General features: G+C 71.2%; 25 protein-coding genes and 1 pseudogene. 13 read left to right on the top strand and 13 right to left on the bottom strand.

The window, feature by feature from the left end; translation table 11 throughout:
- The first annotated feature begins 424 nt into the window (after nt 1-424).
- The gene (locus tag ACLQ26_RS22540) at nt 425-2,170 is read left to right on the top strand and encodes an RICIN domain-containing protein (RefSeq protein ID WP_425746310.1); all 1,746 of its coding nucleotides are present in this window, start codon (nt 425-427) and stop codon (nt 2,168-2,170) included.
- Nucleotides 2,171-2,264: 94 nt separating this feature from the next.
- On the opposite strand, the gene ACLQ26_RS22535 is transcribed toward ACLQ26_RS22540, so the two are convergent.
- The 3 genes from ACLQ26_RS22535 to ACLQ26_RS22525 form a co-directional block, all read right to left on the bottom strand.
- Nucleotides 2,265-2,621 (bottom strand): DNA polymerase ligase N-terminal domain-containing protein, encoded by a 357-nt coding sequence (locus ACLQ26_RS22535; RefSeq protein ID WP_425746309.1) that lies wholly within the window; start codon nt 2,619-2,621, stop codon nt 2,265-2,267.
- A gap of 80 nt (nt 2,622-2,701) precedes the next feature.
- Complete coding sequence (locus ACLQ26_RS22530; protein WP_425746308.1) at nt 2,702-4,156, bottom strand: alkaline phosphatase PhoX; 1,455 nt, start codon at nt 4,154-4,156, stop codon at nt 2,702-2,704.
- A gap of 139 nt (nt 4,157-4,295) precedes the next feature.
- Nucleotides 4,296-5,012, bottom strand: a complete 717-nt coding sequence (locus tag ACLQ26_RS22525; protein WP_425746307.1) for a TetR/AcrR family transcriptional regulator — start codon at nt 5,010-5,012, stop codon at nt 4,296-4,298.
- A 102-nt stretch (nt 5,013-5,114) separates the two neighbouring features.
- Between ACLQ26_RS22525 and ACLQ26_RS22520 the strand changes: the two genes are divergently transcribed.
- A complete protein-coding gene (locus ACLQ26_RS22520) occupies nt 5,115-6,098 on the top strand; it encodes an NAD(P)-dependent alcohol dehydrogenase (protein ID WP_425746306.1) in 984 nt (327 codons plus the stop codon).
- A gap of 22 nt (nt 6,099-6,120) precedes the next feature.
- On the opposite strand, the gene ACLQ26_RS22515 is transcribed toward ACLQ26_RS22520, so the two are convergent.
- Together ACLQ26_RS22515 and ACLQ26_RS22510 are read right to left on the bottom strand one after the other, a co-directional pair.
- Complete coding sequence (locus ACLQ26_RS22515) at nt 6,121-7,221, bottom strand: Gfo/Idh/MocA family protein (protein WP_425746305.1); 1,101 nt, start codon at nt 7,219-7,221, stop codon at nt 6,121-6,123.
- Nucleotides 7,191-7,901, bottom strand: coding sequence for a ThuA domain-containing protein (locus tag ACLQ26_RS22510; protein WP_425746304.1), 711 nt, complete (start codon nt 7,899-7,901; stop codon nt 7,191-7,193). Before ACLQ26_RS22510 ends, ACLQ26_RS22515 begins: the two co-directional genes overlap by 31 nt.
- Nucleotides 7,902-8,105: 204 nt before the next feature.
- Between ACLQ26_RS22510 and ACLQ26_RS22505 the strand changes: the two genes are divergently transcribed.
- From ACLQ26_RS22505 to ACLQ26_RS22495, 3 genes and pseudogenes are all read left to right on the top strand, one after another.
- Nucleotides 8,106-10,352 carry an ATP-binding protein gene (locus ACLQ26_RS22505; protein WP_425746303.1) on the top strand — a complete coding sequence of 749 codons (2,247 nt, stop codon included), beginning with the start codon at nt 8,106-8,108 and terminating at the stop codon, nt 10,350-10,352.
- A gap of 130 nt (nt 10,353-10,482) precedes the next feature.
- Nucleotides 10,483-10,941: a peptidoglycan-binding domain-containing protein gene (locus ACLQ26_RS22500; RefSeq protein WP_425746302.1), complete on the top strand. Its 459-nt coding sequence runs from the start codon at nt 10,483-10,485 to the stop codon at nt 10,939-10,941.
- Nucleotides 10,942-10,953: 12 nt separating this feature from the next.
- A pseudogene (locus ACLQ26_RS22495) lies at nt 10,954-11,253 on the top strand (AbfB domain-containing protein); the annotation flags it as partial.
- Nucleotides 11,254-11,316: 63 nt separating this feature from the next.
- On the opposite strand, the gene ACLQ26_RS22490 reads toward ACLQ26_RS22495, so the two are convergent.
- Nucleotides 11,317-12,192: an endonuclease/exonuclease/phosphatase family protein gene (locus ACLQ26_RS22490; RefSeq protein WP_425746301.1), complete on the bottom strand. Its 876-nt coding sequence runs from the start codon at nt 12,190-12,192 to the stop codon at nt 11,317-11,319.
- Between the two features lie 186 nt (nt 12,193-12,378).
- On the opposite strand from ACLQ26_RS22490, the gene ACLQ26_RS22485 reads away from it, so the two are divergent.
- From ACLQ26_RS22485 to ACLQ26_RS22475, 3 genes are all read left to right on the top strand, one after another.
- Complete coding sequence (locus tag ACLQ26_RS22485; RefSeq protein ID WP_425746300.1) at nt 12,379-12,999, top strand: TetR family transcriptional regulator; 621 nt, start codon at nt 12,379-12,381, stop codon at nt 12,997-12,999.
- A 125-nt stretch (nt 13,000-13,124) separates the two neighbouring features.
- Nucleotides 13,125-14,624, top strand: coding sequence for an FAD-dependent monooxygenase (locus ACLQ26_RS22480; protein WP_425746299.1), 1,500 nt, complete (start codon nt 13,125-13,127; stop codon nt 14,622-14,624).
- A 120-nt stretch (nt 14,625-14,744) separates the two neighbouring features.
- Entirely contained in the window at nt 14,745-15,143 is a 399-nt protein-coding gene (locus tag ACLQ26_RS22475) for a hypothetical protein (RefSeq protein ID WP_425746298.1), read from the top strand.
- A gap of 73 nt (nt 15,144-15,216) precedes the next feature.
- On the opposite strand, the gene ACLQ26_RS22470 is transcribed toward ACLQ26_RS22475, so the two are convergent.
- Entirely contained in the window at nt 15,217-15,363 is a 147-nt protein-coding gene (locus ACLQ26_RS22470) for a hypothetical protein (protein ID WP_425746297.1), read from the bottom strand.
- Nucleotides 15,364-15,469: 106 nt separating this feature from the next.
- Nucleotides 15,470-15,853 (bottom strand): hypothetical protein, encoded by a 384-nt coding sequence (locus ACLQ26_RS22465; protein ID WP_425746473.1) that lies wholly within the window; start codon nt 15,851-15,853, stop codon nt 15,470-15,472.
- Nucleotides 15,854-16,068: 215 nt separating this feature from the next.
- Between ACLQ26_RS22465 and nhaA the strand changes: the two genes are divergently transcribed.
- Both nhaA and ACLQ26_RS22455 read left to right on the top strand, forming a co-directional pair.
- A complete protein-coding gene (gene nhaA / locus ACLQ26_RS22460) occupies nt 16,069-17,355 on the top strand; it encodes a Na+/H+ antiporter NhaA (protein WP_425746296.1) in 1,287 nt (428 codons plus the stop codon).
- 70 nt (nt 17,356-17,425) lie between these two features.
- The gene (locus ACLQ26_RS22455; RefSeq protein ID WP_425746295.1) at nt 17,426-17,872 is read left to right on the top strand and encodes a CBS domain-containing protein; all 447 of its coding nucleotides are present in this window, start codon (nt 17,426-17,428) and stop codon (nt 17,870-17,872) included.
- A 3-nt stretch (nt 17,873-17,875) separates the two neighbouring features.
- Here ACLQ26_RS22455 and ACLQ26_RS22450 read toward each other — a convergent pair whose 3' ends face one another.
- From ACLQ26_RS22450 to ACLQ26_RS22435, 4 genes are all read right to left on the bottom strand, one after another.
- Nucleotides 17,876-19,165, bottom strand: coding sequence for an SLC13 family permease (locus ACLQ26_RS22450; RefSeq protein ID WP_425746294.1), 1,290 nt, complete (start codon nt 19,163-19,165; stop codon nt 17,876-17,878).
- A 155-nt stretch (nt 19,166-19,320) separates the two neighbouring features.
- Nucleotides 19,321-19,881, bottom strand: a complete 561-nt coding sequence (locus ACLQ26_RS22445) for a GerMN domain-containing protein (protein WP_425746293.1) — start codon at nt 19,879-19,881, stop codon at nt 19,321-19,323.
- Complete coding sequence (locus tag ACLQ26_RS22440; protein ID WP_425746292.1) at nt 19,878-21,233, bottom strand: sensor histidine kinase; 1,356 nt, start codon at nt 21,231-21,233, stop codon at nt 19,878-19,880. Before ACLQ26_RS22440 ends, ACLQ26_RS22445 begins: the two co-directional genes overlap by 4 nt.
- Complete coding sequence (locus ACLQ26_RS22435) at nt 21,230-21,919, bottom strand: response regulator transcription factor (RefSeq protein WP_425746291.1); 690 nt, start codon at nt 21,917-21,919, stop codon at nt 21,230-21,232. The genes ACLQ26_RS22440 and ACLQ26_RS22435 overlap by 4 nt, the downstream gene beginning before the upstream one ends.
- Before the next feature lie 153 nt (nt 21,920-22,072).
- On the opposite strand from ACLQ26_RS22435, the gene ACLQ26_RS22430 reads away from it, so the two are divergent.
- The 3 genes from ACLQ26_RS22430 to ACLQ26_RS22420 are packed head-to-tail and all read left to right on the top strand — an operon-like array spanning nt 22,073 to nt 23,517.
- Nucleotides 22,073-22,558 carry an STAS domain-containing protein gene (locus ACLQ26_RS22430; protein WP_425746290.1) on the top strand — a complete coding sequence of 162 codons (486 nt, stop codon included), beginning with the start codon at nt 22,073-22,075 and terminating at the stop codon, nt 22,556-22,558.
- On the top strand, nt 22,555-23,160 hold the full coding sequence (locus ACLQ26_RS22425; RefSeq protein ID WP_425746289.1) for an STAS domain-containing protein: 606 nt from the start codon (nt 22,555-22,557) through the stop codon (nt 23,158-23,160). Before ACLQ26_RS22430 ends, ACLQ26_RS22425 begins: the two co-directional genes overlap by 4 nt.
- A gap of 57 nt (nt 23,161-23,217) precedes the next feature.
- Complete coding sequence (locus tag ACLQ26_RS22420) at nt 23,218-23,517, top strand: BON domain-containing protein (RefSeq protein ID WP_425746288.1); 300 nt, start codon at nt 23,218-23,220, stop codon at nt 23,515-23,517.
- Between the two features lie 186 nt (nt 23,518-23,703).
- On the opposite strand, the gene ACLQ26_RS22415 is transcribed toward ACLQ26_RS22420, so the two are convergent.
- The gene (locus tag ACLQ26_RS22415) at nt 23,704-25,017 is read right to left on the bottom strand and encodes a cation:proton antiporter (RefSeq protein WP_425746287.1); all 1,314 of its coding nucleotides are present in this window, start codon (nt 25,015-25,017) and stop codon (nt 23,704-23,706) included.
- Nucleotides 25,018-25,169: the final 152 nt, after the last annotated feature.

Raw genomic sequence — 25,169 nt, 5'->3', positions numbered from 1 at the left:
GGGGCGGGCTCCAGTGCGCTTAGTCACCGACTGCAATGCGGGGCGCATCGGCGGCCCATGACATTAGTCAGGGTCACCTCCACCAGGTGTGGGTGCCGCCGACCGGCCCGGCGCTCCGCGGAGACCACCGATCGCTCTGCTGCGGTGATGACTCGAAAAGCCCCCTGACCTGGGGTTTCTCCACCCCACTCAGTAACGCAGAGCGTTCACCCGCTCACCGAACCGCTTTTCCTTGACCCCCGCGACGGACGGAACTTAGACTCCCGTCATTGTTAGCGTTAACAGTCGCGTCACTCGATCGAAACCACACGGATAAGCACCACCGGGACCACCGTCACTCTCAGTCGCGACGCGACACGCCAGTGCCGACCGGGCCGATGGGACCGCGACGGCGCGTACCACCACCACCCAGGAGGACGAGACCATGACGAACGAGCAGAACGAGCCGGTACGCGGCGAGCGACGACTGGTGAGCCGGAGAACCATCCTGACGACCATGGGTGCCGTGCCGCTCGCGACTGTCGCGACCGTCGCGGGGGCCACGGAAGCCTCGGCCGCGGCGGCGAGCATCAACCTGTCGGCGCAGCGGCAGACGATCCGCGGGTTCGGCGCGATGGCCCACGCCGCCTGGATCGGCGACCTCACAGCCGCCCAGCGCGAGACGGCGTTCGGCACCGGCGAGGGCCGGCTGGGGTTCTCCCTGCTGCGGATCCCCGTCAACGAGAACCAGGCGGACTGGAGCGCAGACCTGGCGACGGCGCAGCGCGCCGCCGAGCTCGGGGTGACAGTCTTCGCGTCGCCCTGGAATCCCCCGGCCAGCATGATCGAGACCTTCACCCGCGGCGGTCAGACGAACGCGAGGCGCCTCCGGTACAGCTCGTACGGCGCCTACGCCCAGCACCTGAACAGCTTCACCACCCACCTGCGCAACAACGGCGTGAACCTGTACGCCATCTCCGTACAGAACGAACCCGACTACGCGTCGGAGTGGACGTGGTGGACGTCCACGGAGATGGTCCGGTTCCTGCGGGAGAACGCCGGCTCGATCAGCACCAGGGTCATCGCGCCCGAGTCGTTCCAGTACGTGAAATCCGTGTCGGACCCCATCCTCAACGACTCCACGGCCCTCGCCAACGTGGACATCATCGGCGCGCACCTCTACGGCACGTCGTACTCGAACTTCCCCTACCCCCTGTTCAAGCAGAAGGGCGCGGGCAAGGAACTCTGGATGACGGAGGTCTACTACCCCAACAGCAACACCAACTCCGGCGACGCCTGGCCCGAGGCGCTCGACGTGGGCGAGCACATCCACCACGCCATGGTGGACGCCGAGTTCCAGGCGTACGTCTGGTGGTACCTCCGGCGTAGCTACGGGCCCATGCGGGAGGACGGCCAGATCAGCAAGCGCGGGGCCATGATGGCGCACTTCTCCCGCTTCGTCCGCCCCGGGTACGTGCGGATCGACGCGACGGCGAACCCGGCGTCGAACGTCTACGTCTCGGCCTACCGGGGTGGCGACACAGTCGTGATCGTCGCCGTCAACAAGAACACGTCGTCGGTGAGCCAGCAGTTCACCCTGTCGAACACCACCGCGTCCGGCAGCGTCTCGAACTGGCTGACCGACGGGAGCAGGACCGTCGCGCCCCAGGGTGCGCTCACCATGTCGAACGGCTCCCTCACCGTCACACTGCCCGCGCGGAGCGTGATGACCTTCGTGGCCAACGTGAGCGGTGGCGGCACCCCCACCGGGGACACCTACAAGCTGGTGAACGTCGACACCGGCGTGGTCCTCGGCGTGCAGAACATGTCCACCGCCGATGGCGGTCTGGCCGTGGTGTGGGGCGACACCGGCACCGCCGACCACAACTGGGTCCGGGTCACCGACGGCAGCGCGTTCCGGTTCCGCAACGCCAACAGCGGCAAGGTCCTCGGCGTCGAGAACATGTCGACAGCCGACAACGCCCGCGTCCTGCAGTGGAGCGACAACGGCACCGCCGACCACCGCTGGACCCTGGTGGCCAACAGCGACGGCTCCTACCGCATCCGCAACGTCAACAGCGGCAAGGTGCTCGCCATCCTCAACGGCTCCAGCACCTGGGGCACGCAGGCCGTCCAGTACACCGACAACGGCAGCACCCGCAACAACTGGCGCCTGGTGCAGGTCGGCTGACCATCGCACGGCTCCGGGCCGACCGCACCCGGCCGGTCCGGAGCCGTCGCCACGACATCCAGGTGCCCGGGGGTACGCCATCGCGCGCGGGCCCTCAGCCCGACGGCTGCTCCTTGGTCAGGTGCAGCAGCCACCCCTCGCCGGTGCGGATGAGCGCGTAGCGCCGGTGACCGGTACGCCCGTGCAGCGTGAACAGCATGCGGCGGTCGGTGCGGTCGTGCTCCTCCCAGGTGCCGATGTCGGCTATCGACTTGTCGGCGTCCTCGTAGGTGAGGTGTTCAAGATCGTGATCGGGCACCGCGATCGCGAGCCGGTTGTCGCGGGGACTGTCCGGCAGACCCCGGGGAACCGCCCACGAGCGCAGCACCCCGTTCTCCTCGAGCCGCAGGTCGAAGTGCGGTCGCGGTTTGCGGTGGTCGTGCAGGACGAAGGCCGGGTCCACCCTTGCCATTGTCGGCGATCTCCGGCCCGGGCGCCGGTCCGGTGGGAATCAGGCCGGTCTCCCGATCCCCACCGGTCGGTTTGACGCCCTCAGCCCAGGTACTTCTCCCACGGGCCGGTGATGGCCAGGGTGAGGCCGGGGTCCTGCATGTTGACGAAGAGCACCCTGCCGTCGGCCGTGAAGGTCGGCCCGCAGAACTCCGAGTCGTTGAGCTGGTTGCGGGCGATCGGGTACGTGGGCCCGCCCGGGATCGTGCTGAGCACGTGGGAGGCGCCGGTGCCGTCCTCGGCGAGCACCAGACTGCCCCACGGGGTGACCGTCACGTTGTCCGGGCCGTCGAAGGTGAGGTCGGTGTACTTGACGGGCGTGCCCTCCTCGGAGGCCGTCTGGTGCGGGAAGTACGTCACCAGCTGGATGGTCTGGGTCCGGAAGTTGTAGAACCAGACCATGCCGTCGTGCGGCGCGGCGTCGGCCGGCAGGTCACCGTCGTCCCAGGCGTACGAGTTGACCACGTACACGCCCTCGTCGGTGGCCCACACGCCCTCGAACTTGCGGCCCCGGGTGACCTGGCCGTCGGCGAACTGCTCGCGGACGGACGTGGTCCGCGCGTCGCGGTCCGGCACCTCGATCCACCGCACCGGGAAGGGGCGGCCCAGCTGGGCGGAGGTCAGGTAGGCGACGTCCGGCAGCACCGAGCCGTCGTCCATGATGATCTGCATCGCGGCGAGGACGCCGGCGTTCGGCGCGAGGCGGGTGAGCACGCCGGGGCCCAGCTTGACGCCGGCCGGGGCGGTCCAGCGGTAGAAGAGACCGTTGGGCTCGTCCGCGTCCTCGGAGAGGTAGACGTGGGTCCGGTCCTTGTCGACCGCCACTGCCTCGTGGGAGTAGCGGCCCAGGCACTTGATCGGCCGAGGGTCGGCGCTGCCGTCGGCCCAGACCTCGAAGACGTACCCGTGGTCCTTGGCGAAGGTGCCGGTGCGGCCGCCCTCCTCCCACGCGTCGCCGGCCCGGTCCTCGGCCTCTTCGCAGCTCAGCCAGGTCCCCCAGGGGGTCGGCCCGCCGGCGCAGTTGGAGATGGTGCCGGAGAGCGCGACGAACTCGCCCAGGTTGCGGCCCGCGCGGTCCGTCCTGATGACGGTGCAGCCGCCGGCGTTGACGGCGCCCGCGTCGTAGACCGTGCCCTTGATGTGCGGTACGCCGAACTCGGCGCCCGGGTCGATCTCGTGGTTCTGGATGAGGGTGTAGCGGCCGTGGCCTGCGTCGTAGACGGCCATGCCGTCGTGGTCCGACGGGGTCGTGCCCTGACCACTGTCGAGTCGGGTGACACCGGTGCGCGTGACCACTGTGTAGCTGAAGCCCTCGGGCAGGGCCAGGATCCCCTTGGGGTCGTCCACGAGCGGCGGGAAGGGCACGTGACCACCCGGGACCGGCGGATGCGGCCGAGCGGGGCTGGCCTGCGCCAGGGACGGCAGGCCACCGGCGACGGCGAGGCCCACACCGGCGGCGGCGCCGCCGGCGAGGAAGGTACGACGGGAGGAAGGCACGCGGATCAGCTCCTGGTCAAGGCAAGTGCGACGGCCGACAGCCAACTCCCGCCGACGGACACGGACACATCACCTCGGGGGTCGCACGGTGACATCGAAGTGAAGAATCAGGGTTGCGCCACCGGTGCCGGCTCTCGCCTCACCCGTTTCGGCGCGGCGACGTCCAGCCCCGCTGGTGCAGCCTTTCGATGCCGTCGAGCAGCAGGTCCAGCGCGAACTCGAACTCGAACTGGTCGTCGCAGCCCTGTCCCACGATCGACTGGTCGTCGTGGGACGCCGCCCCGGCGATCTCCGCCAGGTGGGGGAACCGGTCGGCGAACTCCGGCGGTAGGGCGGCGGGCGGCTCGGGGTTGGTGACTCCGGACCGACCGGCCTGGCGGGAGGCGTCGAACAGCTCCTGGCTGAAGCCCAGAACCCGGCTGCCCATCGTGTGCATCACGTGGTGGGCGAGGTTGGCGGAGAACCCGCCGGCCCTGAACGTCGCGACCACCGAGTCGAGGTAGGCGAGGACGGCCGGCGTCGCCATCGTCCGGGACTCGATCGCGAGTGGCGCCCAGGGGTGGCGACGCAGCACCTCCCGCGCCGAGAGGATGCGCCGACGGACGGCGTCCTTCCAGTGGGTGTCGGGCGCGGGCGGGTCGATCTGGCCGACGATCACGTCGATCATGCCGTCGAGCAGTTCGTCCTTGTTGGCCACGTGCTTGTAGAGCGCCATCGGCACGACGCCCAGATCCTGGGCGAGGTTGCGCATGCTGAGGGATTCGATGCCGGCCTCGTCGGCGAGCGTCACGGCGGCACGCAGGACGCGGTCCCTGCTCAGCGGCGTCCGGCGCAGCGTCTCAGCCTGCTCAGCCATCTCGTCCTCGTCCTGTCCGGCGGTCGTTGAACCATAACCGCCTTGACAGGTGTACGGCGTACACCTACCGTCGGTGTACGCCGTACACCCTCGGGAGGGGCCATGAAGGCGATCGTTCAGGACCGGTACGGCCCACCGGAGACCCTCGCGCTCGCCGAGGTCGCCACGCCGACGCCCGCCCCCGACGAGGTCCTCGTCCGGGTGCAGGCCGCCTCGCTCAACGCGTACGACTGGCATGCCATGCGGGGTGATCCCCGGCTGGCGCGGTTGGCGATGGGCCGGACGCGGCCCCGGGCGCGCATCCGTGGCCGCGACTTCGCGGGCCGGGTCGAGGCCGTCGGCGCGAAGGTCCGGCAGGTACGGCCGGGCGACGCCGTGTTCGGCGACCTCGGCGAGGCCAATGGCGCGTTCGCCGAGTACGTGTGCGTGCCCGAGACGTCGACAGCGGCGATGCCGGCGAGCCTGACGCCGCAGCAGGCGGCGGCCCTGCCGCTGGCCGGCGTCACCGCGCTGATGGGACTGCGCGACGTCGGACGGGTCGAGCCCGGCCACCGCGTGCTCATCAACGGCGCCTCGGGCGGCGTCGGCACCCTCGCCGTGCAACTGGGCAAGGCGCTCGGCGCGACCGTGACCGGGGTGTGCAGCACCCGCAATGTCGACCTGGTCCGCTCCCTCGGCGCCGACCACGTCGTCGACTACCGGCAGGACGACTTCGCCCACGGCACGGACCGCCACGACGTCGTGTTCGACCTGGTCGGCAACCGCCCACTGAGCGAACTACGGCGGGCGCTGACACCGACCGGGACGCTGGTGCTCTCCGGTGGCGGCGTGTACGACGGTGGCCGCGTGCTCGGGCCGGTCTGGCTGATCGCGCGCGGACGGCTGCTGGCGCCGCTGGTCCGGCACCGCATCGTCACGCTCGCGGCGATGCCGAGCCGACCACACCTCGACGCGCTGCGCGGCTACGTCGAGGCCGGCCACCTCACCCCGGTCATCGACCGTACGTATCCACTCCACGAGGTGCCGGTGGCTCTTCGGTACCTCGAAGGCGAGCACGCGCGGGCGAAGGTCGTCATCACCATCTGACGGTCCAGCACCGGTGTGCGCGCTACGTCGTCCACTCCTCGGTCGAGGTGAACGGGACCGGCGCGGGCCGCCGCACCGCAGTCGTCAGCTCGATCCGCTGGCCTTGCGCCGCCGACCGGAGCAGAGCGGTCATCGTGTCGAGCACGTGCAGCGCGACATCGCCGCCGGCCCGCGGTGGACGTTGGTGGTCGGCCCGGATCAGGTCGAGCAGACCGATGCCACGGGAGGCCCCGGCGTAACCGCCTAGGGGTTCGAGCGCCTCCCACTCGGTGCCGCCGAGCGCGCGAAGGCGGACCGTACCGTCGAAGGTGTTCGGGTCGGGTACGGCGATCGTGCCGGCCTCCCCGTGCACCTCGATGGGCGCGGCCGTCGTCGCGACGCCGTCGAAGCTCGTGGTGATTGTGGAGAGAGCGCCGTTGGCGTGTTCGAGCACGCCTGTGACGTGGGTGTCCACCTGCACCGGGATCGGCTCGCCGGTGCGCGGGCCCGACCCGATGACGCGCTCGGCGCGCAGACGGCTGGCGGCGCCGACCACCGCGCGAACCGGCCCGAGCAGGTGGATGAGCGCCGAGAGGTAGTACGGCCCCATGTCCAGCAACGGACCGCCGCCCGGGGCGTAGTAGAAGTCGGGGTGGGGATGCCAGCGCTCGTGCCCCGGCGTGACCATGACGGCCGTCGCGGACATCGGGCGTCCGATGAGCCCGCCGTCGATCGCCGCCCGCGCCGTCTGCGTACCCGTGCCCAGGACGGTGTCCGGCGCGCAGCCCACGCGGACGCCCGCCGCCGTGGCCCGTTCGATGATCGCTTGGCCGTCCGGGAAGGCCACGGCCAGCGGCTTCTCGACGTACACGTTCTTGCCCGCGTCGATCGCGCCGAGGGAGATGTCGGCGTGCGCCGCGGGGATCGTGAGGTTGAGCACCGTCTGCACGTCCGGGTGGGCGAGCAGACGCTCGACGGTCAACGCCTCGCTGCCGGCGATCGTGGCGGCGGCCGCCGCCGACCGGGAGGCGTCGAGGTCGGCCACCGCCGCTATGTGCACCGCCGGGTGGCTCGCGAGCGTGTCCAGGTAGGCGCGGGAGATGACCCCGAGACCTACGATGCCGACGCCGTGCGGGTCGCCCACACCATCCCCCTCTCGATGACGGTACGGACGGCCGGGTGCTCCAGCACGTCCAGGCTGTGGCCCGGAGTGGTCACGACGACGCGCCCGGCGCCCCAGCGGCGGGTCCAGATCGCCGGCGACGTGACCGGACGGTGCCACGGATGCCACGCCTGCGTCGGGTGGGTGGTGACGGCCAGAACGTCGATCAGGTCGTCGTGCAGCACCCAGTACTGCTCGGTGACCAGGTCGAAGTCCTCGACTCCCGCGGTGATCGGGTGTTCCCGGCCGAGGTCGGTCACGCACACCCTGTGCGGCAGGAAGTTGTCCTCAGCGCCACCGTGCCGCTCGCACGGCTCCTTACCCGGATGGGTAGCGAACTGGCCGCCCACCAGATGCAGGTACTCCGAAGACGCGCGGAACGCGTCGACGATGCCGCCGTGCCAGCCGGTGAGGCCCGTGCCGGCGCTGACCGCCGCGCTCAGGCCCGCCGACTGGGCCGCGGTGATTTCCCCCATCGTCACGCACTGCACGACGAGGTCGGTGGCGGCCATCTCGGCGGCATCGGCGTAGATCTCCGTCGACTCCTCGACCCGTACGGCATAGCCGCTGTCGCGGAGGAAGGGGATGAACAGGTCCGTCGCCCCGACCGGTTGGTGCCCCTCCCAGCCGCCCCGAACCACCAGTGCTCTCGGCTGTGCCACTCGTGCTCCCTCCCCAGGTCCGTCGCCGCCGGGCCGGCCGCTCCCGACCGGCGACGTGCCGCCGACACCGGCGCTCGTCGAGCACCGACCGACGACGATCACGACCATTGTGTCCACGGGGCCCGAGGGTGACAACGGGCGGACACCGCGGCTCGTGGTCTTGCGTCGTATGGCCGATTGTCCACACTGCACACCGTCGATACGGTGAGTCACGTGTTCGGGGAGGCCGTACAGGAGCTGCGGCGGCACAGCGCGCTGACGCAGGAGGACCTGGCCGCGAAGACGGGGCTGTCGGTCCGGCACCTCCGGGACCTGGAGGCGGGCCGGATCGCGCGGCCGCGACCCGCGACGATGCTGCTGCTGGCAGACGCCTTCGGCCTACGGGGCGTGCGACGGGACCGGTTCCTCGCCGGTACGCCGACGCCGGCTCCCACCAGCGGTGTTCCGGCGCAGTTGCCCGCGGACGGCTTCGGTTTCGTCGGCCGAGCGGGCGCGCTGACCCGCCTCGACGAGATCCTGGCCGGGGCGGTGGAGCAGCCGACCGCGATGGGCCTCGCGATCGTCTCCGGCACGGCCGGAGTGGGTAAGACCGCGCTCGCGGTGCACTGGGCACACCGCGTCGCCGCGCACTTTCCCGACGGTCAGCTCTACGTCAACCTCCGCGGCTTCGACCCGGGCGGCGTCCCGGTCAGCCCGAGCACGGCGCTCGCCGGATTCGTCAACGCCCTCGCGGGCCCCGGTGACCGCCCGGCGACCACCCTGGACGAACAGGTGGCGCGTTATCGCAGCCTGCTCGGCGGCCGCCGGGTGCTTGTCGTCCTGGACAACGCCGGTGACGCCGACCAGGTACGCCCGCTGCTGCCGGGCGCGCCGGGCTGCTTCGTCCTCGTCACCAGTCGCGACCAGTTCCTGGGTCTGGTCAGCGTGAACGGCGCCCATCCGCTCACCCTGGACGTCCTGTCCGGGGGCGAGTCCCGTGAACTGCTGACCCGACGCCTCGGCGCGGCGCGCGTGACCGCCGAGCCGGATGCCGTGGACGCGATCGTCAGCGCCTCCTCCGGTCTGCCCCTGGCGCTGTCAGTGGTGGCCGCCCGGGCCGCCATCAACACCGGTTTCCGCCTGATGGAGCTCGCGGCGAACCTGCGCCCGGTGTCCGGGCGCCTGGACGCCTTCGACGGCGGTGAACCCGTCACCAACCTGCGGCTCGTCATGTCCTGGTCGTACCGGACCCTCGACGCGCACACCGCCCGGCTGTTCCGGCTGCTCAGCGTCCATCCGGGCCCCGACTTCGCCGTCGCGGCCGCCGCCAGCATCGCGGGGATCGCGCCCGCCCAGGCCCACCGGCACCTGACCGAGCTGACCCGGGCACACCTGCTCAGCGAGCACCGTCCCGGGCGGTTCACGTACCACGATCTGCTCCGCGCGTACGCCGCCGAGCTGACGGCTGCCGAGGACAGCGAGGCGAATCGTCACGCTGCCCGTTCCCGCCTGCTCGACCACTACCTGTCCGTCGCGTACGCCGCCGACGAGCTGCTCTATCCGCAGCGGGACCGGCTGCCTGTCGACCCGCCGGGCCCCGGGGTCGCGTCGGTGCCGCTCGACGATCGTGACCAGGCCATGTGGTGGTTCGCCGACGAGCACCAGGTGCTGCTCTCGGCCGTGCGGCTGGCGGGCGACCACGGCTTCGACCGCCACACGAGCCACCTCGCCTGGGCGATCACCACCTACCTCAACCAGGGCGGCTACTGGGAGGACTGGACCAGCAGTTTGCGGGCGGCGTTGTCGGCGGCGGTCCGGCTGGCCGACGACCGGGCCGAGGCGTACGCCCACGGGGTGCTCGGCTTCGCCGACATCTCGCTGCACCAGTACGACGACGCGCGGCGCCACCTGGAGCTGGCGTACGACAGGTACCGGCGTCTCGGCGACCTCGCCGGGCAGGCCCGGGTCGAGCTCAACCTCGGGTGGATCCGCGACCGTGCCGGCCAGCCCGCGGAGGCGCTCGGCCACGCCCGGGAGGCGCTGCGCCTGCACCGGCAGGCCGGACACGTCACCGGCCAGGCGTTCGCGCTCAACGCGGTCGGCTGGTCGCACAGCCAACTGGGCGACCACCACGCCGCGATCGAGAGCTGCGAACAGGCTCTCGCCCTGTTCCGGTCGGTCGACAACGTGCTCGGCCAGGCGATCACCTGGGCCAGCCTCGGGCACGCCCACCTTCAGCTCGACGCGTCCACGGAAGCGGTCGCCTGCTTCGAGCACGCGGTCCGCCTGCGCCGCGACATCGGTCACCGACGGCTGGAGGCGGACGCGTTGATGAGCCTCGGTGACGCCCACCTGGCCGCCGGTGACGCCACCCCGGCCCGCTCGGCCTGGCAGCGGGCGCTGGACATCCTCGTGTCGCTGGGCGAGGCCGACACCGGCGTACTCGACGCCAAGCTCGCCGCGCTGGGCTGACAAGCCCCGAAGTGCCGGTCAATCTCCGGTCCGGCTCCTGTCCGGGCCGCGCGCCGGACGAAACGATGGTGAGGCAAGCCGCGCGCCGCAGCGTTGCGCGTGCGACCCACACCTCGACCAGGGGGTTCCCATGCTCCGACGTCTCCTCCGCCTCGGTCTCACCGCCGTGCTCGCCGTCACCACCGTGGGCGGCGCGGTGGCGATCTCCTCGCCGGCCCAGGCCGCTCTGCCGCACTGCAACGGCGCGGGCGTCTACACCTCCACCTGGTCGGGAGCCCGGGGCGCCACGGCCTGGATCCCGGCGTACGTCAGCAGCACCATCAACTTCAACTGCCTGCTGATCCGCGGCGACCACAGTTCCGGCGTCGGTGAGCTGCAGCGGACCCTGACGGGGATCTACGGGAGGTACCTCGGCCCCAACGGGGTCGACAACGACTTCGGCGGCTACACCCAGAGCGCGCTGCGCAGCGTCCAGGCCGACCTCAGAATCTCTGCCGACGGCGAGTACGGGCCGCAGACCCGCGACCACCTCTGCTGGCGGTGGACGGGCAGCGACAACTCGTGCATCTGGCTCAACAACAACCACTGAGCCGACGGCGCCTGCTACTCCCTCGAGTCGGTCAACTATCCCGGTCAGTACCTGCGGCACCAGGATTCCCGGGTCCGCAACTCGCCGAACGACGGGTCAGCACTCCTGCGGGCCGACGCCACCTGGTGCGCCCGTGTGGGGCTGACCGGAAGCGGCGTCTCGCTGGAGTCGTACAACCTTCGTGGCAGGTACCTCCGGCACCACAACTCGGAGGTCTGGCTCAGCAACGGCACGGGCGGTGACGCCTACAACACGCCCACCCTCTGGGCGCCCGACAGCACCTGGAACATCGCCTCCCCCTGGGCACCCTGACTGCGGCGGACCGTGTTCTGACCAGCGGTGCGGGCCGGCCGAGAGCGGCCGGCCCGCACCGCGTCAGCTCTGGATGGAGAACGTCGCGACGACGCCGTTGTGGTCGGACCGGGTGCCGCCGACGATGTCGTAGCCGGTCATCCACATGAGCTGGTACTCCGGCAGCCGCTTCCAGAAGTAGACGTAGTCGATGTGCCGACTCCCGTGCGTTCCGGTGCTCTTCTCGCCGTAGAGGTTGTAGTTGGAGCGCAGGTTCGGCAGTTCGTTGGCCTCGAAGACCTGCCACGGGAACTTCGCGTACCCGAAGCTGCGGTCCGCGCTGAAGTCGACGTTGAGGTCGCCGCTCACGATGACCTGCCCCTGACCCTGCTTGTCGATCGCCAGATCCTTGAGGCCCTGGAACTGCGCCTCGGCGCACCGGGTGCGCGGCAGGTCCTCCGGCCGACCGGCGGTTTCGATGCCGGCCACCGCGTGGGCATTGATGTGCGTAACGGTACGGCCAGTGGCTCGGTGCCGGTAGGTGACCCAGTTGTTGTACCGCGCGGGCGGCACCTCGCCCGGCCCGTTGGTGTCACAGACGAAGATCGAGCCCTTACCGACGACGTCGAACATGCCCTTTCTGGCGATCAGCGCCTCGCCGGCCTGGTTGGTCCCGCCCGGCGCGTACAACCACCAGCCGTTGTCGGTGGCCCAGCTCTCCAGGAACGCCTTGCGGTTACCGACCTCGTTGAGACCGACGAGGTCGGCGTTGGACGCGATCAGGTTCAGGTCGTGCACGAAGTCGGCCTGACTCAGCCCGTTGTAGATGTTCAGCGTCGCCGCCCTGAACGCCACGTTCGCGGCGACCGCCGGAGTGACCGGCAGCAGGGCCACGACCAGCGCGACCGCGACCGCGAGGGCGCCCAGGCCACGTGCCGACCAGTGCGTTGTCCTGGACATCGACTCCCCTTCGCACAGAACCGCCGTCGGTGGCGGCCTGCGCACCATATCGAGCCGAGTCGACGTACCGCCGAACGGCGGGGAACCAGGTATCGACAGGCCCGCGTCGATCGGGCTCGGGCCGGTGACGCTTACTTGCGTGACGCGCATTTTTGCGGGACACGCAACTAGTGCTACCGTGGTGGCATGACGGGGCTACGGGAGCGCAAAAAGGCCGAGACGCGGGCGGCGCTCGGCTGGGCTGCCATCCACCTGACCGCCGAGCGCGGCTACGACAACGTCCGCGTCGAGGACATCGCCGAGGCGGCCGGGGTCTCCCCGCGTACCTTCAACAACTACTTCTCCAGCAAGGCCGAGGCGATCGCCTCCCGCCACCTCGACCGCAGCCTGCGCACCGCCGCCGCGCTGCGCGAGCGTCCCGCCGACGAGCCGCTCTGGGCGGCGCTCACCCAGGCCGCGCTGGAGCAGTTCACGCGCGGCCCCGAGGTCGACGCGATGCCGTCCCCCGCACACGCCCAGTGGGTGGCAGGCGTCCGCACCATGCTCGCCGAGCCCGCCCTGCAGGGCGAGCGACTGCGCGCCGTCGCGATCGCCGAGGCCGAGTTGGCCGCCGCGGTCGCCGAGCGCACCGGCACCGACCTCGCCACCGACATGTATCCCCGGCTCGTCGCGGCCGCCGCCAGCGCCGCCGTCGCCGTCGCCATGCAGCACTATCTCGACAGCCCCGATCCGCCCACCCCGATCGAGCGCCTCATCACCGACGCCTTCACCCAGGTCGCCGCCGGCCTTCCGGCGCCACCCCGCTGACGCCCTGCCCCTCGCTCGGGGCAGAGCCGCTCCCCCACGTCTCCCGCAGCGTCACACCCCACGGTGGGCCGGCCACGTGCCGCGCCTGGCGGGGCGATGACGCACGCCCCGAAGGGATCACCACCATGATCGATGTCCTCATCGTCGGAGCCGGCCCCAACGGCCTCATGCTCGCCTGTGAACTGGCCCTCGCCGGCGTCCGCCCGGTCGTCCTCGAACGCCACGCCACACCCACCCGCGAGCCTCGCGCCAACGGCGTCGTCGGCCAGGTCGTCCGCCTGCTCGACAGGCGTGGCCTCTACACGCGGCTCAGTGGCGAGAACACCCCACCGGCCCCCCAACCGGCCTTCGTCTTCGGCGCGTTCCCGCTGGATCTCACGATGCTCGCGGAGAACCCGCACTACGTGCTCGGCGTGCCGCAGGCCCAGCTCGAGGCCACCCTCGCCGCCCGAGCGGCCGAACTCGGAGTCGACCTGCGCCGCGGCCACGAGGTCGTCGACCTTCGCCAACGCCCCGACGCGGTCGAGGTTCACCTCGCCGACGGTACGCAGCTCACCGCCCGCTTCCTCGTCGGCGCAGACGGTGGCCGCAGCGTGGCGCGCCGCCTCGCCGGCATCGACTTCCCCGGCACCACGTTCGACAGGTCGGTCTCCCGCACCGCCACCGTGACCGTCCCCGCGTCATCCCTCGACCCCGAGACCGGTGGCCTGCTCGTCCCCGGCTACGGCGTCGTCCCGCCGTTCCAGCACACCCGCACCGAGCGCGGCATGATCGCCTGGGCCCCGTTTCCCGGCCGCCCGGCGATCCTGAGCACGACGGAATGGCCCGACGTGCCGACCAACGACGAGGCCCCGATGAGCCTGGCGGAGCTACGCGCCAGCCTCGCCCGGGTACTCGGCGCCGACGTCCCCATCGGCCCGCCGGACGACTCCGGCCTGCTGCGGCGGCTGACCGGCCAGAACACCCGCATCGCCGCCCGCTACCGCGCCGGGAGGGTGCTGTTGGTCGGCGACGCCGCGCACGTGCACCCGGCGATCGGCGGCCCCGGGCTCAACCTGGGCCTGCAGGACGCCGCCAACCTGGGGTGGAAGCTCGCAGCCACCGTGCGCGGCTGGGCGCCATCGGGGCTGCTCGACACGTACGAGGCCGAGCGCCGCCCCGTCGCCGAGCGGGTGGTCATGTCCACCCGGGCACAGTCGGCGCTCATCGGCCCCGGCGACGAGATCACCGGCCTGCGGGAACTCTTCGCCGAACTGCTGCGCACGCCGGAGGTGACCGGGCACATCGCGGCGCTGATGTCCGGCGCGGACATCCGCTACCCCGCCGACCCCGCCGACCCGTTGGCCGGCCGGCCCGCTCCTGACGTGGTGGTGCACGGCGACCACGGCGCCGTACGCCTCGCCGAGCTGACGCGTACCGCCCGGCCGCTGCTCTTGGATTCCACGGGTGCCTACGCCGAGGTGGCCGCGCCCTGGCGCGACCGGGTCGACGTCGTCTCCGGAGCGCTGCGGGGCACGACCGCGACCGCGTTGCTCGTACGCCCCGACTGCTTCGTCGCGTGGTCCGCCGGGGACGCGGACACCCTGCGCGCCGCGCTCACCCACCACTTCGGCCTGGCCAGCTGACCGGGGAACATTGTCCCTCGGACCTCGTGCGGCGAGCACGACCGGCCGTATCGTGGCACGCGGAGGCAGCGATCCGCGGTCTTCGATGGCACACCACCTGCGGCAGCCGAGGAGAGCGTGATGATCGGTGTGGCGACCATCGGTGCGGTCGTGGCCGTCCTGCTCGTCGGTGTCGTCGTCCTGGTCCGCAAACCGGACGACGCTCGGCCGGTCCTGCGCTTGTCGGCCCTGGGAATCACCGTGCTGGTCGCCGCCGTGCTGACCCCCTACACCGTGGACGACTCCGGGGCCGCCGCCGGCTATCTGCTCGGGGTGCCCGTCGTCGCCGCGTTGCTGCCGCTTCTCGCACAGCGGATCGGCCGGCTGGCGGTGGTCGCCGACCTGGCCGCCGCGCTGGTCATCACCGGGTGGGGGCTGCTCCTCGGGCTGGGCATCGGAGGCGCGTTCCTGCCGGCGGTGGTGCTCCTTTTCGCCAGCGCCGTGAGCACCGGGGCAGCGCGGCCGTCCGCTACCTCCTGACCCCAAAGAGCCGTCCGCCGGCCGGCAGCATCTCGTGCGCGTGCTGCCGGCCACCGACCACACCGACGAGAAATCAGGCCGTGATCACCGGCCAGGCATAGGCGAGCAGGGCGCACGCGGCACCCAGCAGCGCGAACGAGACACCCCGGGTGGGCAGGGGCAGGGCGGCGAGCACGATCAGGATGACCGCGACGATGTAGAGAAATGCCTGAGCCGACATGGAGCTCTCCTCGATAGGGGAATTGCTGGCGACCGGCGATGACCGCCGGGGTGACACCCCGCCTGTGGGCGAACGCCACACGGGTGGGCCGGGCGCGCGGGCTCGATCAGCCGTCCGGCGTGAACAGCCCCTGGATGCCGACGACGATCGCGATGAGACCGAAGATCGCGAGCAGCAGGCGGACTCCGGTCGCGCCGTCCGACCGCTCCTCACGTGACGCTGGCCGCCCGGTCAGCCGGCTCCACAACAGGGCGAGTCCCACACCGATCCCCACCACTTCGAAGTGGAACACCCGGGGACCGGAGACCAGGTGGACGATGAGGTAGTAGCCGCCGGTCACGAGCGCCACGAGGCCGACCACCCACGCGATCGGGGCCGCCCGACCGGCGAGGCGGCCCAGGTCGTCACCGACGCGTGGCAACAGTCGCAGGACGGCGACGGCGAGCAGAAAGCCACCAACGATGTTGGCGAGGTCGAGCAGCAGAGCCATGATCACGAGGGTCTCCGTCGATCGGATGATCAGCCGGGTGGGAGCGTACCCACGGACCCGGTCGGTTGAAACGGGTTCTGGTGGCCGACGACGCACCGCCGGCAGTGGGCGGTCGAGGGTTGCGCGGCGAAAGGTCCCGGTAGGATGGGTTCCGGTGCGCCGGGAAGTCTGGTCGGCAGTGGCTCCGACCCGTCTTCTCGAAAGCTGGCCCGCCTGTGACGTCCAATCCCCCGTCATCTCCTCGTGTCCTCGGTCGTGGTTCCTGGGCTGAGGCACGCCGCATCGCCGACGTGCTGCGCAAGGAGACGATCGGCGGCGCGCTGTTGCTGATCGGCGCCGTCGTGGCGCTGATCTGGGCCAATTCGCCGTGGGCGCACCGCTACCAAGCGATGACGGCGCTCACCGTGGGGCCCCACGCGCTGCACCTCGACCTGTCACTGGCGATGTGGGCGTCCGACGGACTGCTGGCGATCTTCTTCTTCGTCGCCGGCCTCGAACTGAAGCGCGAGTTCGTCGCCGGCGACCTGCGCGATCCCCGCCGCGCCGTCGTGCCGGTCGCCGCCGCCGTCGGCGGCGTACTCGTGCCGGCCCTGCTGTACACGGTGGTGAACTGGGGCGGCGCGGTGCAGGGCTGGGCGGTTCCGACAGCCACCGACATCGCGTTCGCCCTCGCCGTACTAGCGGTGATCGGCAGGCATCTGCCGAGCGCGCTGCGCACCTTCCTGCTGACCCTGGCGGTGGTGGACGACCTGCTGGCGATCGTCATCATCGCGGTCTTCTACACCGCCCACCTGTCGGTGCTGCCGCTGCTGGCCGCGGCGGTGCCGCTGGGCTTGTTCGCGCTGCTGGTGCAGCGTCGGGTGCGCTCATGGTGGTTGCTCCTGCCGCTGGCGTTCGCGACCTGGGCGCTTGTGCACGCCTCCGGTGTGCACGCCACAGTCGCCGGAGTGCTGCTCGCCTTCGCCGTACCGGTGCTGCGCTCCAAGGGGGCCGGCCCGGGACCCGGCCTGGCCGAGCACTTCGAGCACCGGTTCCGGCCGATCTCCGCAGGTGTCGCGGTGCCGGTGTTCGCGCTGATGGCCGCCGGGGTGGCCGTCGGCGGGCTCGACGGCCTGGCGCGGGCCGCCATGGACCCGATCGCCGTGGGCATCATGCTCGGCCTGGTCGTCGGCAAGCCGATCGGCATCCTGCTGGCGACCTGGCTCGTCGCCCGGTTCACCCGGGCCCGGCTGGACGCGGGGCTGGCCTGGATCGACGTGGTCGGGCTGGCCGTGCTGGCCGGCATCGGGTTCACCGTCTCGCTGCTGATCGGCGAACTCGCCTTCGGCATCGGCAGCGACGCCGACGGCCGGGTCAAGATCGCCGTACTGGCGGGCTCCCTGATCGCCGCCGCGCTCGCCACGGTCGTCCTGCGGGCACGCGATCGCGCGTACCGGCAGATCTACGAGGCCGAGCAGGTCGACAGCGACCGCGACGACGTTCCCGACGTCTACCAGCAGTAGGTCGGCCGTAGGCGGGCTGACACGCGGAATCGGCGCGGTCGAGGCGGCGGCCCGGGCGTATCGTCGGTGTGTGCGCGCGAGCGATGTGGCGATCCAGATGGACACCGTTACCGAGGACATGCCGGCCCGGGAGGCCGCGCGGATCCTGGCGGCGCAGGACCTGCCCGGCCTGATCGTGGTGGACACCATGGGCCGCCCCTCGACGGTGCTGGCCGGCACGCAGGTGCTGCGGATGGCGCTGCCGTCCTACTGCCAGGACGATCCCGCCCTGGCCCGGGTTATCGACGAGGCCGCTGCCGACGTGATCCTGGAGGGCATCGGGGAGCGCACCGTCGCGGACCTGCTGCCCCGCAACCGTCCGGACCTGCCGGCGGTCAGCGTCGACGCCACCCTGCTCGAAGTCGCCTCGGTGATGGCCCGATCGAATGTGCCGCTGGTCGCGGTCGTCGACCGCGACCGGGTGATGACCGGCGCGATCACCCTGGACGGGCTGCTCGACCGGATGCTCGGCACCTGAGCGTCAGAAGAACCGCAGCCACAGGTACGGCACCGCGATCGCCACCGAGATCACGGTGACGATCAGACCGTACTTGGTGAATCCCCAGAATGTGATCTTGTGCCCGGCGCGGTCGGCGATGCCGAGCACCACCACGTTCGCCGACGCGCCGACGGCGGTGGCGTTGCCGCCGAAGTCAGCCCCGATGGCGAGCGCCCACCACAGCACCTGAGCCTTGTCGAGCCCGCCCTCGGCGTTCACCAGCTCGCTCACGATCGGGCTCATCGTCGCCACGTACGGGATGTTGTCCACGATCGCCGACAGCCCCGCCGACGCCCACAGCAGCAACATGGTGGCCGGCCACAGCTTGCCCTGAACGGCCTCGGTGGCCGACCGGGCGATGCTGTCGATCACTCCGGTGGCGACCAGGGCCCCGACCATGATGAACAGGCCGGCGAAGAACACAAGCGTCGGCCACTCGACCTCCTTGGCCACGTCTTCGGCGTCCAGCCGGGACAACGCCAGGAGCAGCAGGCCGCCGAGTATCGCCACCACCGACGGCTCCAGGTGCAGCACCGTGTGCAGACTGAACGCGACAAGCACCGTGCCGAGCACCACCAGGCTGATCACCACGAGGCGGGGGTCGCGAATCGCGTCCGCCTCCCGCAGCGCCATCACCCTGGCGGCGCGCTCGGCGTCGTAGCGGAACGCCCTGCGGAACATGATCCGGCACAGCCCGATGAACACGACGAGCACGATCAGCACCAGCGGGGCCATGACGTTCAGGAAGTCGGTGAAACTCAACCCCGACCGGCTGGCGATGATGATGTTCGGCGGGTCGCCGACCAGGGTGGCCGCACCACCGATGTTGGACGCCATCACCTCGGCGATCAGGAACGGGACCGGCGGCACACCGAGCCGCTCACACACCAGCAGCGTCACCGGCGCCACCAGCAGCACCGTGGTGACGTTGTCAAGCGCCGCCGACACCACGGCGGTCACCACGACAAGGATCACCATGATCGGGATCGGGCGTCCCCGGGCCTTCTTGGCGCTCCAGATCGCCAGGTACTCGAACAGGCCGGTGCGTTTCAGCACGCCGACGATCAGCATCATCCCCAGCAGCAGGAAGATGACGTTCCAGTCGATGCCCGCCTCTTCGGAGAAGAACGCGTGCTCGGCGTCGGTGGCCCCGATCGCCAGCATGATCGACGCACCACCCAGGGCCACCGCCACCCGATTGATCTTCTCGGTGGCGATGAGGACGTAGGCGGCGGCGAACACGGCCACCGCGATCCAGGCCAGGGTGCTCATTCAGTGCTTCTCCGGTTCTGGTCAGCCGTCATCGCAACGCCGACCAGACTTCCCGGCACACCTGGGTCAACCTATCAGCCTGGGCAGCCGGCAACGGGCGGCGTGCACGGGAGGACCGCCGATCGGCAAGCGGGCGACGCACTCGGGTGGGCGGCTCACCGTGAGGTGATCAGTGGGGCGTAGTCGGCGCGGCTGAGCGGTTGTTCCGACAGCGATCCGTCGGCGCGGGGCACACCCAGCGGCTTGCCGTCGCGGAGGAACGCCACGGCGGTGACGTCGCCGCGGCTCGTCAGGGTGCAGACGATCTGACCGAAGGCGAGAACCTCGTCGCTGCGACCGGCGTCGTCGCCGGGTTCGTCGACCGCGACCCGGGCCTGGCTGCCGGTCAGCGTCACACCGACGCCATTGACCGCTCCGGGCAACGCGCTGGTGAGGTCGGTGTCGCGTTCGGCCGCTGTGGGCCCGGCGAGCAGGTCCCGCAGCTGGTCGTCGATGCTGGCGGGACGGTCGACGCGCCGGAGCACCGGGATGATCCGGTTGTCGCGGACCAGGCAGAGGGTCTCGGTGGCGGGGCCCGCCGGCGCGCTGTCGACGGGGGCCGAGGTCGGGAACGGCCCGCGCGGCGGTTGCACGACGCGGGGTGTGTCGTCGGTAGGGATGCCGCAACCGGTGAGCAGCGCGACGAGCCCCACCGTGAGGAGGTGGCGGCGGTTCATCTCAGGCTCTCCGGCAGGGTGACGCGGAAGCGGGCGCCACCGCCGGGACGGTCGGCGACGGTGACGTCTCCGCTGTGTGCGGCGGCGTGCTGGGCGACCAGCGCGAGGCCGAGCCCGGTGCCGTCGCCGGCGCCACGGGTGTGGGCCGCCCGCCCCCGTACGAAGCGGTCGAAGATCATCTCACGGTCCTCGACGGGCACACCCGGGCCGCCGTCGTGGACCTCGATGACGCCGGCTTTGCCGTCGCGGTCGAGCAGGAGGAACGTCGGTCCGCCCCCGTAGGTCACGGCGTTGTCCAGCAGGTTGGCCAGGATCTGCGCGACGCGCCGCCGCTCGACCAGCCAGGTCGCCGGCACCTCCGGTGCGAGGTGGACGATCGACACGGGTAGGTCGAGCGCGGTGCAGGCTTCCCGGGCCAGCACTGCCACCTCCACGGGGGCCCGGTGGGCGGCCTGGTCGCTGCGGGCGAGGTCGATCAGATCATTGACCAGCCGCTGGAAGCGGTCGATCTCGTCGGCTACGAGCCCGGCCGCCATCGCCGTCCGCTCGTCCTGATGTTCCCGCCGACGCGCCAGGACGCTGGCCGCGGCGGCGAGGGTCTGCAGCGGCGAGCGCAGTTCGTGGCTGACGTCGGCGGCGAAGCGACGGTCGCGCTCGATGCGGTGGGCGAGGCGGTCGACCATCTGGTTGAACGAGGAGGACAACCGGGTCAGGTCGGGGTCGCTGGCCGGGTCGAGGCGGGCGGTGAAGTCACCGGCGGCGATCTTCTCGGCCGCGTCGGCGACCGCGGTCAGCGGGCGGAGCCCGTGCCGGGTGGCGTACCAGCCGAGCGCCGCACCGGATCCGGCGATCATGACGGCCACGGTGGTCAGCGCGAGCGCCAGGACCTGGACCGTCTGCTCCAGCTCACGCAGGGAGTTGACCTCGAAGTACGCCGCCGTGGCGGACAGCGGCACGCCGACCACGAGGACGGGCTGGCCGTCCACCCGTACCCGCTGCACCGCCGGGTTCCCGGACGCCACGACGCGTCGCAGGTCGGTGGGAATGGCGGTGGTGGGGCCGGGGTCGGCGGTGCGGGCGTACCACTCACCGTTGAGGTGCAGCACCGGGCGGCGGCCGCCACCAGTGTCCAAGGACCGCAGCACCTGTACGACGTCAGGAGTGTCGGTGTCGATCCCGGCACGGACGACTGTCGCGTCGAAGTACGCCGCGCGCAGGGCGGCGCGTTCCCGCTCGCCGATCAGGGAGCGGCGGGTCAACTCATACGAGACCAGAGCCATCGAGGCGGCGAGCAGGAGCGCACCGACGGCGAACGCGGCGGTGACCCGGGTACGCAGTCCGAGGCGTCTCATCGCTGCAACTTGTAACCCAGACCCCGCAGGGTGACCAGATGCTGCGGGTTCGTCGGGTCTGGCTCGATCTTCTGCCGCAACCGGCCGACGTGCACGTCGACCAGCCGCTCATCACCGATGTCGTACCCCCAGACCCGTTGTAGCAACTGCTGGCGCGACAGCACCCGGCCTGCGTGTTCGGCCAACTCGCACAGCAGCCGGAACTCGGTGCGGGTCACCGCGACGGGCTGGCCGCCACGGCGTACCTCCCCCGCGTCGGGGCTGATCTCCAGCTCGCCGAAAGCCAGCACGGGTACCGGATCCGGCGCCGGTCCCCCGACTCCGGTAAGGGCGCGGCGGCGCAGGGCGCGCAGCCGTGCGGTCAGTTCCTTGATCGCTACGGGTTTGACGAGGTAGTCGTCGGCGCCGGCTTCGAGGGCGGCGACGATGTCGTGGGTGTCGTCGCGGGCGCTGACCACCACGATGGGCACGTCGTCGTCGCGACGGAGCTGCCGGATGCACTCGAAACCGTCGAGGCCGGGCAGCATCAGGTCGACCAGTACGTAGTCGGCTGGGTCGCGGCGCTGCACGCGCAGCCCCTCCTCGGCGGTGGCCGCGCCCACCGCGTCGTAGCCCTCGTCCTCCAGTGCGAGCAGCAGCGCCAGGCGGATCCGGTCGTCGTCCTCGATCACCAGTACGGCCGTCATACCCGGCATCATTCCCAGGCCACCTGCGCCGGGGCCAATCGTGTCCGCCGGCCTGCGGATTTGTCACGCAACTGTCATAGATCCGCGCAGTGACCGCCAAGCCCGACCGGCACGGTGACAGGCGACCAGAATCGCGACGAGAGGGGTACGACCGTGACGGGACCACTGCAACCGACGTCGTACGCGCTGCCGCTGGTCGAGGTGTCCATCACTCAGCTCGACCTGGCCTGCCTGGCGGAGACCGGAGCCGCGTTCGACGGGCTGCTGGCCCTGCGCCCCCAGCGGGTTGTGGTCGACCTGGCCGGGTGCCGGCACATCGACGCCGCCGCCATCGGCCTGCTGCTCGACGTACACCGACGGCTGGCCCGCATGGACGGGGTCCTCGTCGTACGTAACCCGAGCCACCGGATCCAACGCATTCTGCACCATGCCCGCCTGGACCAGGTCCTACCGATCGTCACCGGACCGGCGCCGGCTATCCACGGTGGCCAGGTGCCGCAGGACGAGTCGCCGCCGGCAGAGCCGACGCTTGTCGCTCTCGGCAGAGCCCGCGCCGAGCACTGCGGCTCCGGGCACGGACGGCTCGTTCCCGCCACAGCCGGCCAGACCTCCCGGGCACAGGAAGGACCAGCAGCATGACCGTCGTCCCGGACGACCACCTGATGACACTGATCTGTGACACCTGTGGTGACAGCCTCACGGCCGCCGCGTGCGTACTCCCCGACGCGGAGGTGGTGTGGACCCTCGTGTCGGAGCACGGCTGGAGCGGCTCCCCGTTCGCCACCGGCCCGCACCGCTGCCCCCACTGCAGTCTGCTTTCGCCCGCCCGCCCCGGGCACTCCTCGGGCGAGGGCCACGGTTCCGGCGGAATCCTCGGCATCGACCACCTCGACGACGCGACAGTCGTCACCGCGGCCGGTGACATCGACTTCGACACGGGCGACGCGCTGCGCGCCGCACTGCGCGACGCGGCCGACGCGATCGGTCCCGTGGTGGTTGATCTCAGTCGCGTGCATGTCATCGACTCGACCGGCCTCGGTCTGCTGGTGCGCGCCCACCTCGACGCCCGCGAGCGGGGTGTCACGCTCTGCCTCGCCGCGCCGTCGCGGTTCATCCGCACCGTCCTGCACACGATGCGCCTCGACGGGGTTTTCCCGGTCTTCGACAGCCGCGACGAGGCCCTCGCCCGAATGCCCCGACCCGTGCTGTCCGCGCCCTCGGGCAGCGGAACCCCGAGCTGACGGACGCACGGAGGGAATAGGCGCCGCCTGACCTAGTAGAGAGACGAGGAGACCGACGTGTACCTGCCCTGGCCCCTACCGGACGAGAACTGGTTCGCCGACACGAGCGAGCAGCCCGTACCGGACAGCGGAGATCTGCGCATCGAGGCGTTGGTCGCGCAGCGCCTGAGCATCGACTGGACCACGCGGCGGCAGCAGATCAGTGTGCGCGTGCAGAACGGCGTGGCCATGCTCTCCGGGTCGGTGAGTGGCACGGACGTTCGACAGGTCGCCGGGGAACTGGCCTGGGACGTGCCCGGTGTCGTCGACGTCTGCAACATGCTGCGGCTGGCCGGTCAGGGGCGTCGGCGCGACTGACCCGAATGGGGAGCTGCCACCGGTCGCCGGTGCGATCGGCAGGGGTGGGAGTGGCGGACGGCACCAGGGCACTGACCGGCAAAGTTTCGTCGATCACGGTGCGGTTGAGGCTGGCCTGCGTCGTGCCGGTGCCGCCGACCCGGCCCGCGCGAGAAACCGGCGGTGGAAGGCGTACCTCTGCTCGCGCTAGTTCGTGTTCGTCTGATCCCCCGGTGCCGTGCCGTCGCCGCCGTCCCGGCCGGGAGGCACGGTTCCCGCCTCGGCGGCGTCGCGCCGGCGCGTCCCGGCCGTTGGCCGCCGCCCCCGCTGGATCCGGCGGAGCACACCGTGCCAGTTCGGGGTTTCGACACTGTCGTCGAATGCCCGCGCGATGACGACGTCGGTCGAGGAGTGCGCCAGAATCGAGATGACGATCGTCAGGGCGACCAGGTGGAAGACCTCGTCGGCGGCGGCGATGCCGGACTCCAGCACCAGCAAGCCGTAGACCACGGAGGCGAAGCCCTTAGGTCCGAACCACATCGCCGCGGCCTGCTCACGTAGCCCCAGCCCGGAGCGCAGGAAGGACACCCATAGGGCGAGGGGGCGAGCCACCACGATGGCCAGTACCGCGAAGACCCACCCGGTCCAGGAGATGTCGGCGAGGAACTCCACCGAGATCAGTGCACCGAACACCAGCAGCGCGGCCAGTTTGAGCAGCTCGGCGACGTTCTCCCCGAAGTGCTCGAACGCGGCCCGCTCGCGCGGCCCGAACGTGGCCACCGTGATGCCGGCGGCGAACGCGGCCAGGAACAGGTTGCCGTGCGTCGCCTTACCCAGGGCAAGCACCAGCAGCCCGATCGCGACCCCGTTGAGCGGCGCGTACGCCGCCGACGCGGCGAAGAGTCGGGTCCGCTCCAGCGCGATGGCGGCCAGCGGCACCAGGACGCCGATCGCCAGCCCGACGGCCAACTCGGTGCCCAACTTGGCGAGGTGCAGATCGTCCGATCCGGCCGCGATCGCCAGGAGGACCACCACGAACGGCAGGGCCAGGCCGTCGTTGACCCCCGACTCGACGTTGAGCAGGTGGCGCAGCCGGGCAGGCACCTTGTCGTTGCCGACCAAGGCCGCAGCGAACACCGGGTCGGTGGGCGCCAGGATCGCCCCGATCAACAGCGACTCGGCCCAGCCGAGCCCGGCCACGTAGTGCGCCAGCACGGCGGTGACCAGCAGCGTCAGCGGAAGTCCCCAGCCCAACGCGCGGCCGGGAAGCCGCCACGCGCTGCGCAGGTCCGCCCAACCGACCCGCATCCCGTCGGTGAACAGCACCGCGAACAGTGCCAGCTCGGCCAGTTGCGCCACGATCGACGAGTCGGCGTGCAGGTGCAGGACGCCCGCGGTGCCCTCGCCGAGGACAAAACCGGCCACGAGGAACAGGGCCGCGGTGGACAGGATGGTGCGGTGCGCGAGCGCCGACAGCAGTACGGCGGCGAGCAGAACGGCAGCGAAGCACAGCAGCAGCATGCGATGACCCTCCGAAGCGCACGGTCGTTCCCGGTGCCGACCAGACTTCCCGGCGCTCCACGGATCCCGCCGATCATATCGGCCGGCCGTCCACCCAGCCGGGCGGCTCCCGGGCGTCGCGCCCGGCCGCCCGGGCCGGCGAGCCCTGATCG

The organism is Micromonospora sp. DT43, assembly GCF_049841645.1.
GTDB lineage: Bacteria > Actinomycetota > Actinomycetes > Mycobacteriales > Micromonosporaceae > Micromonospora.
Note: the sequence above shows the minus strand (reverse complement) of the source record. Positions and strands in the feature narration are given on the sequence as shown.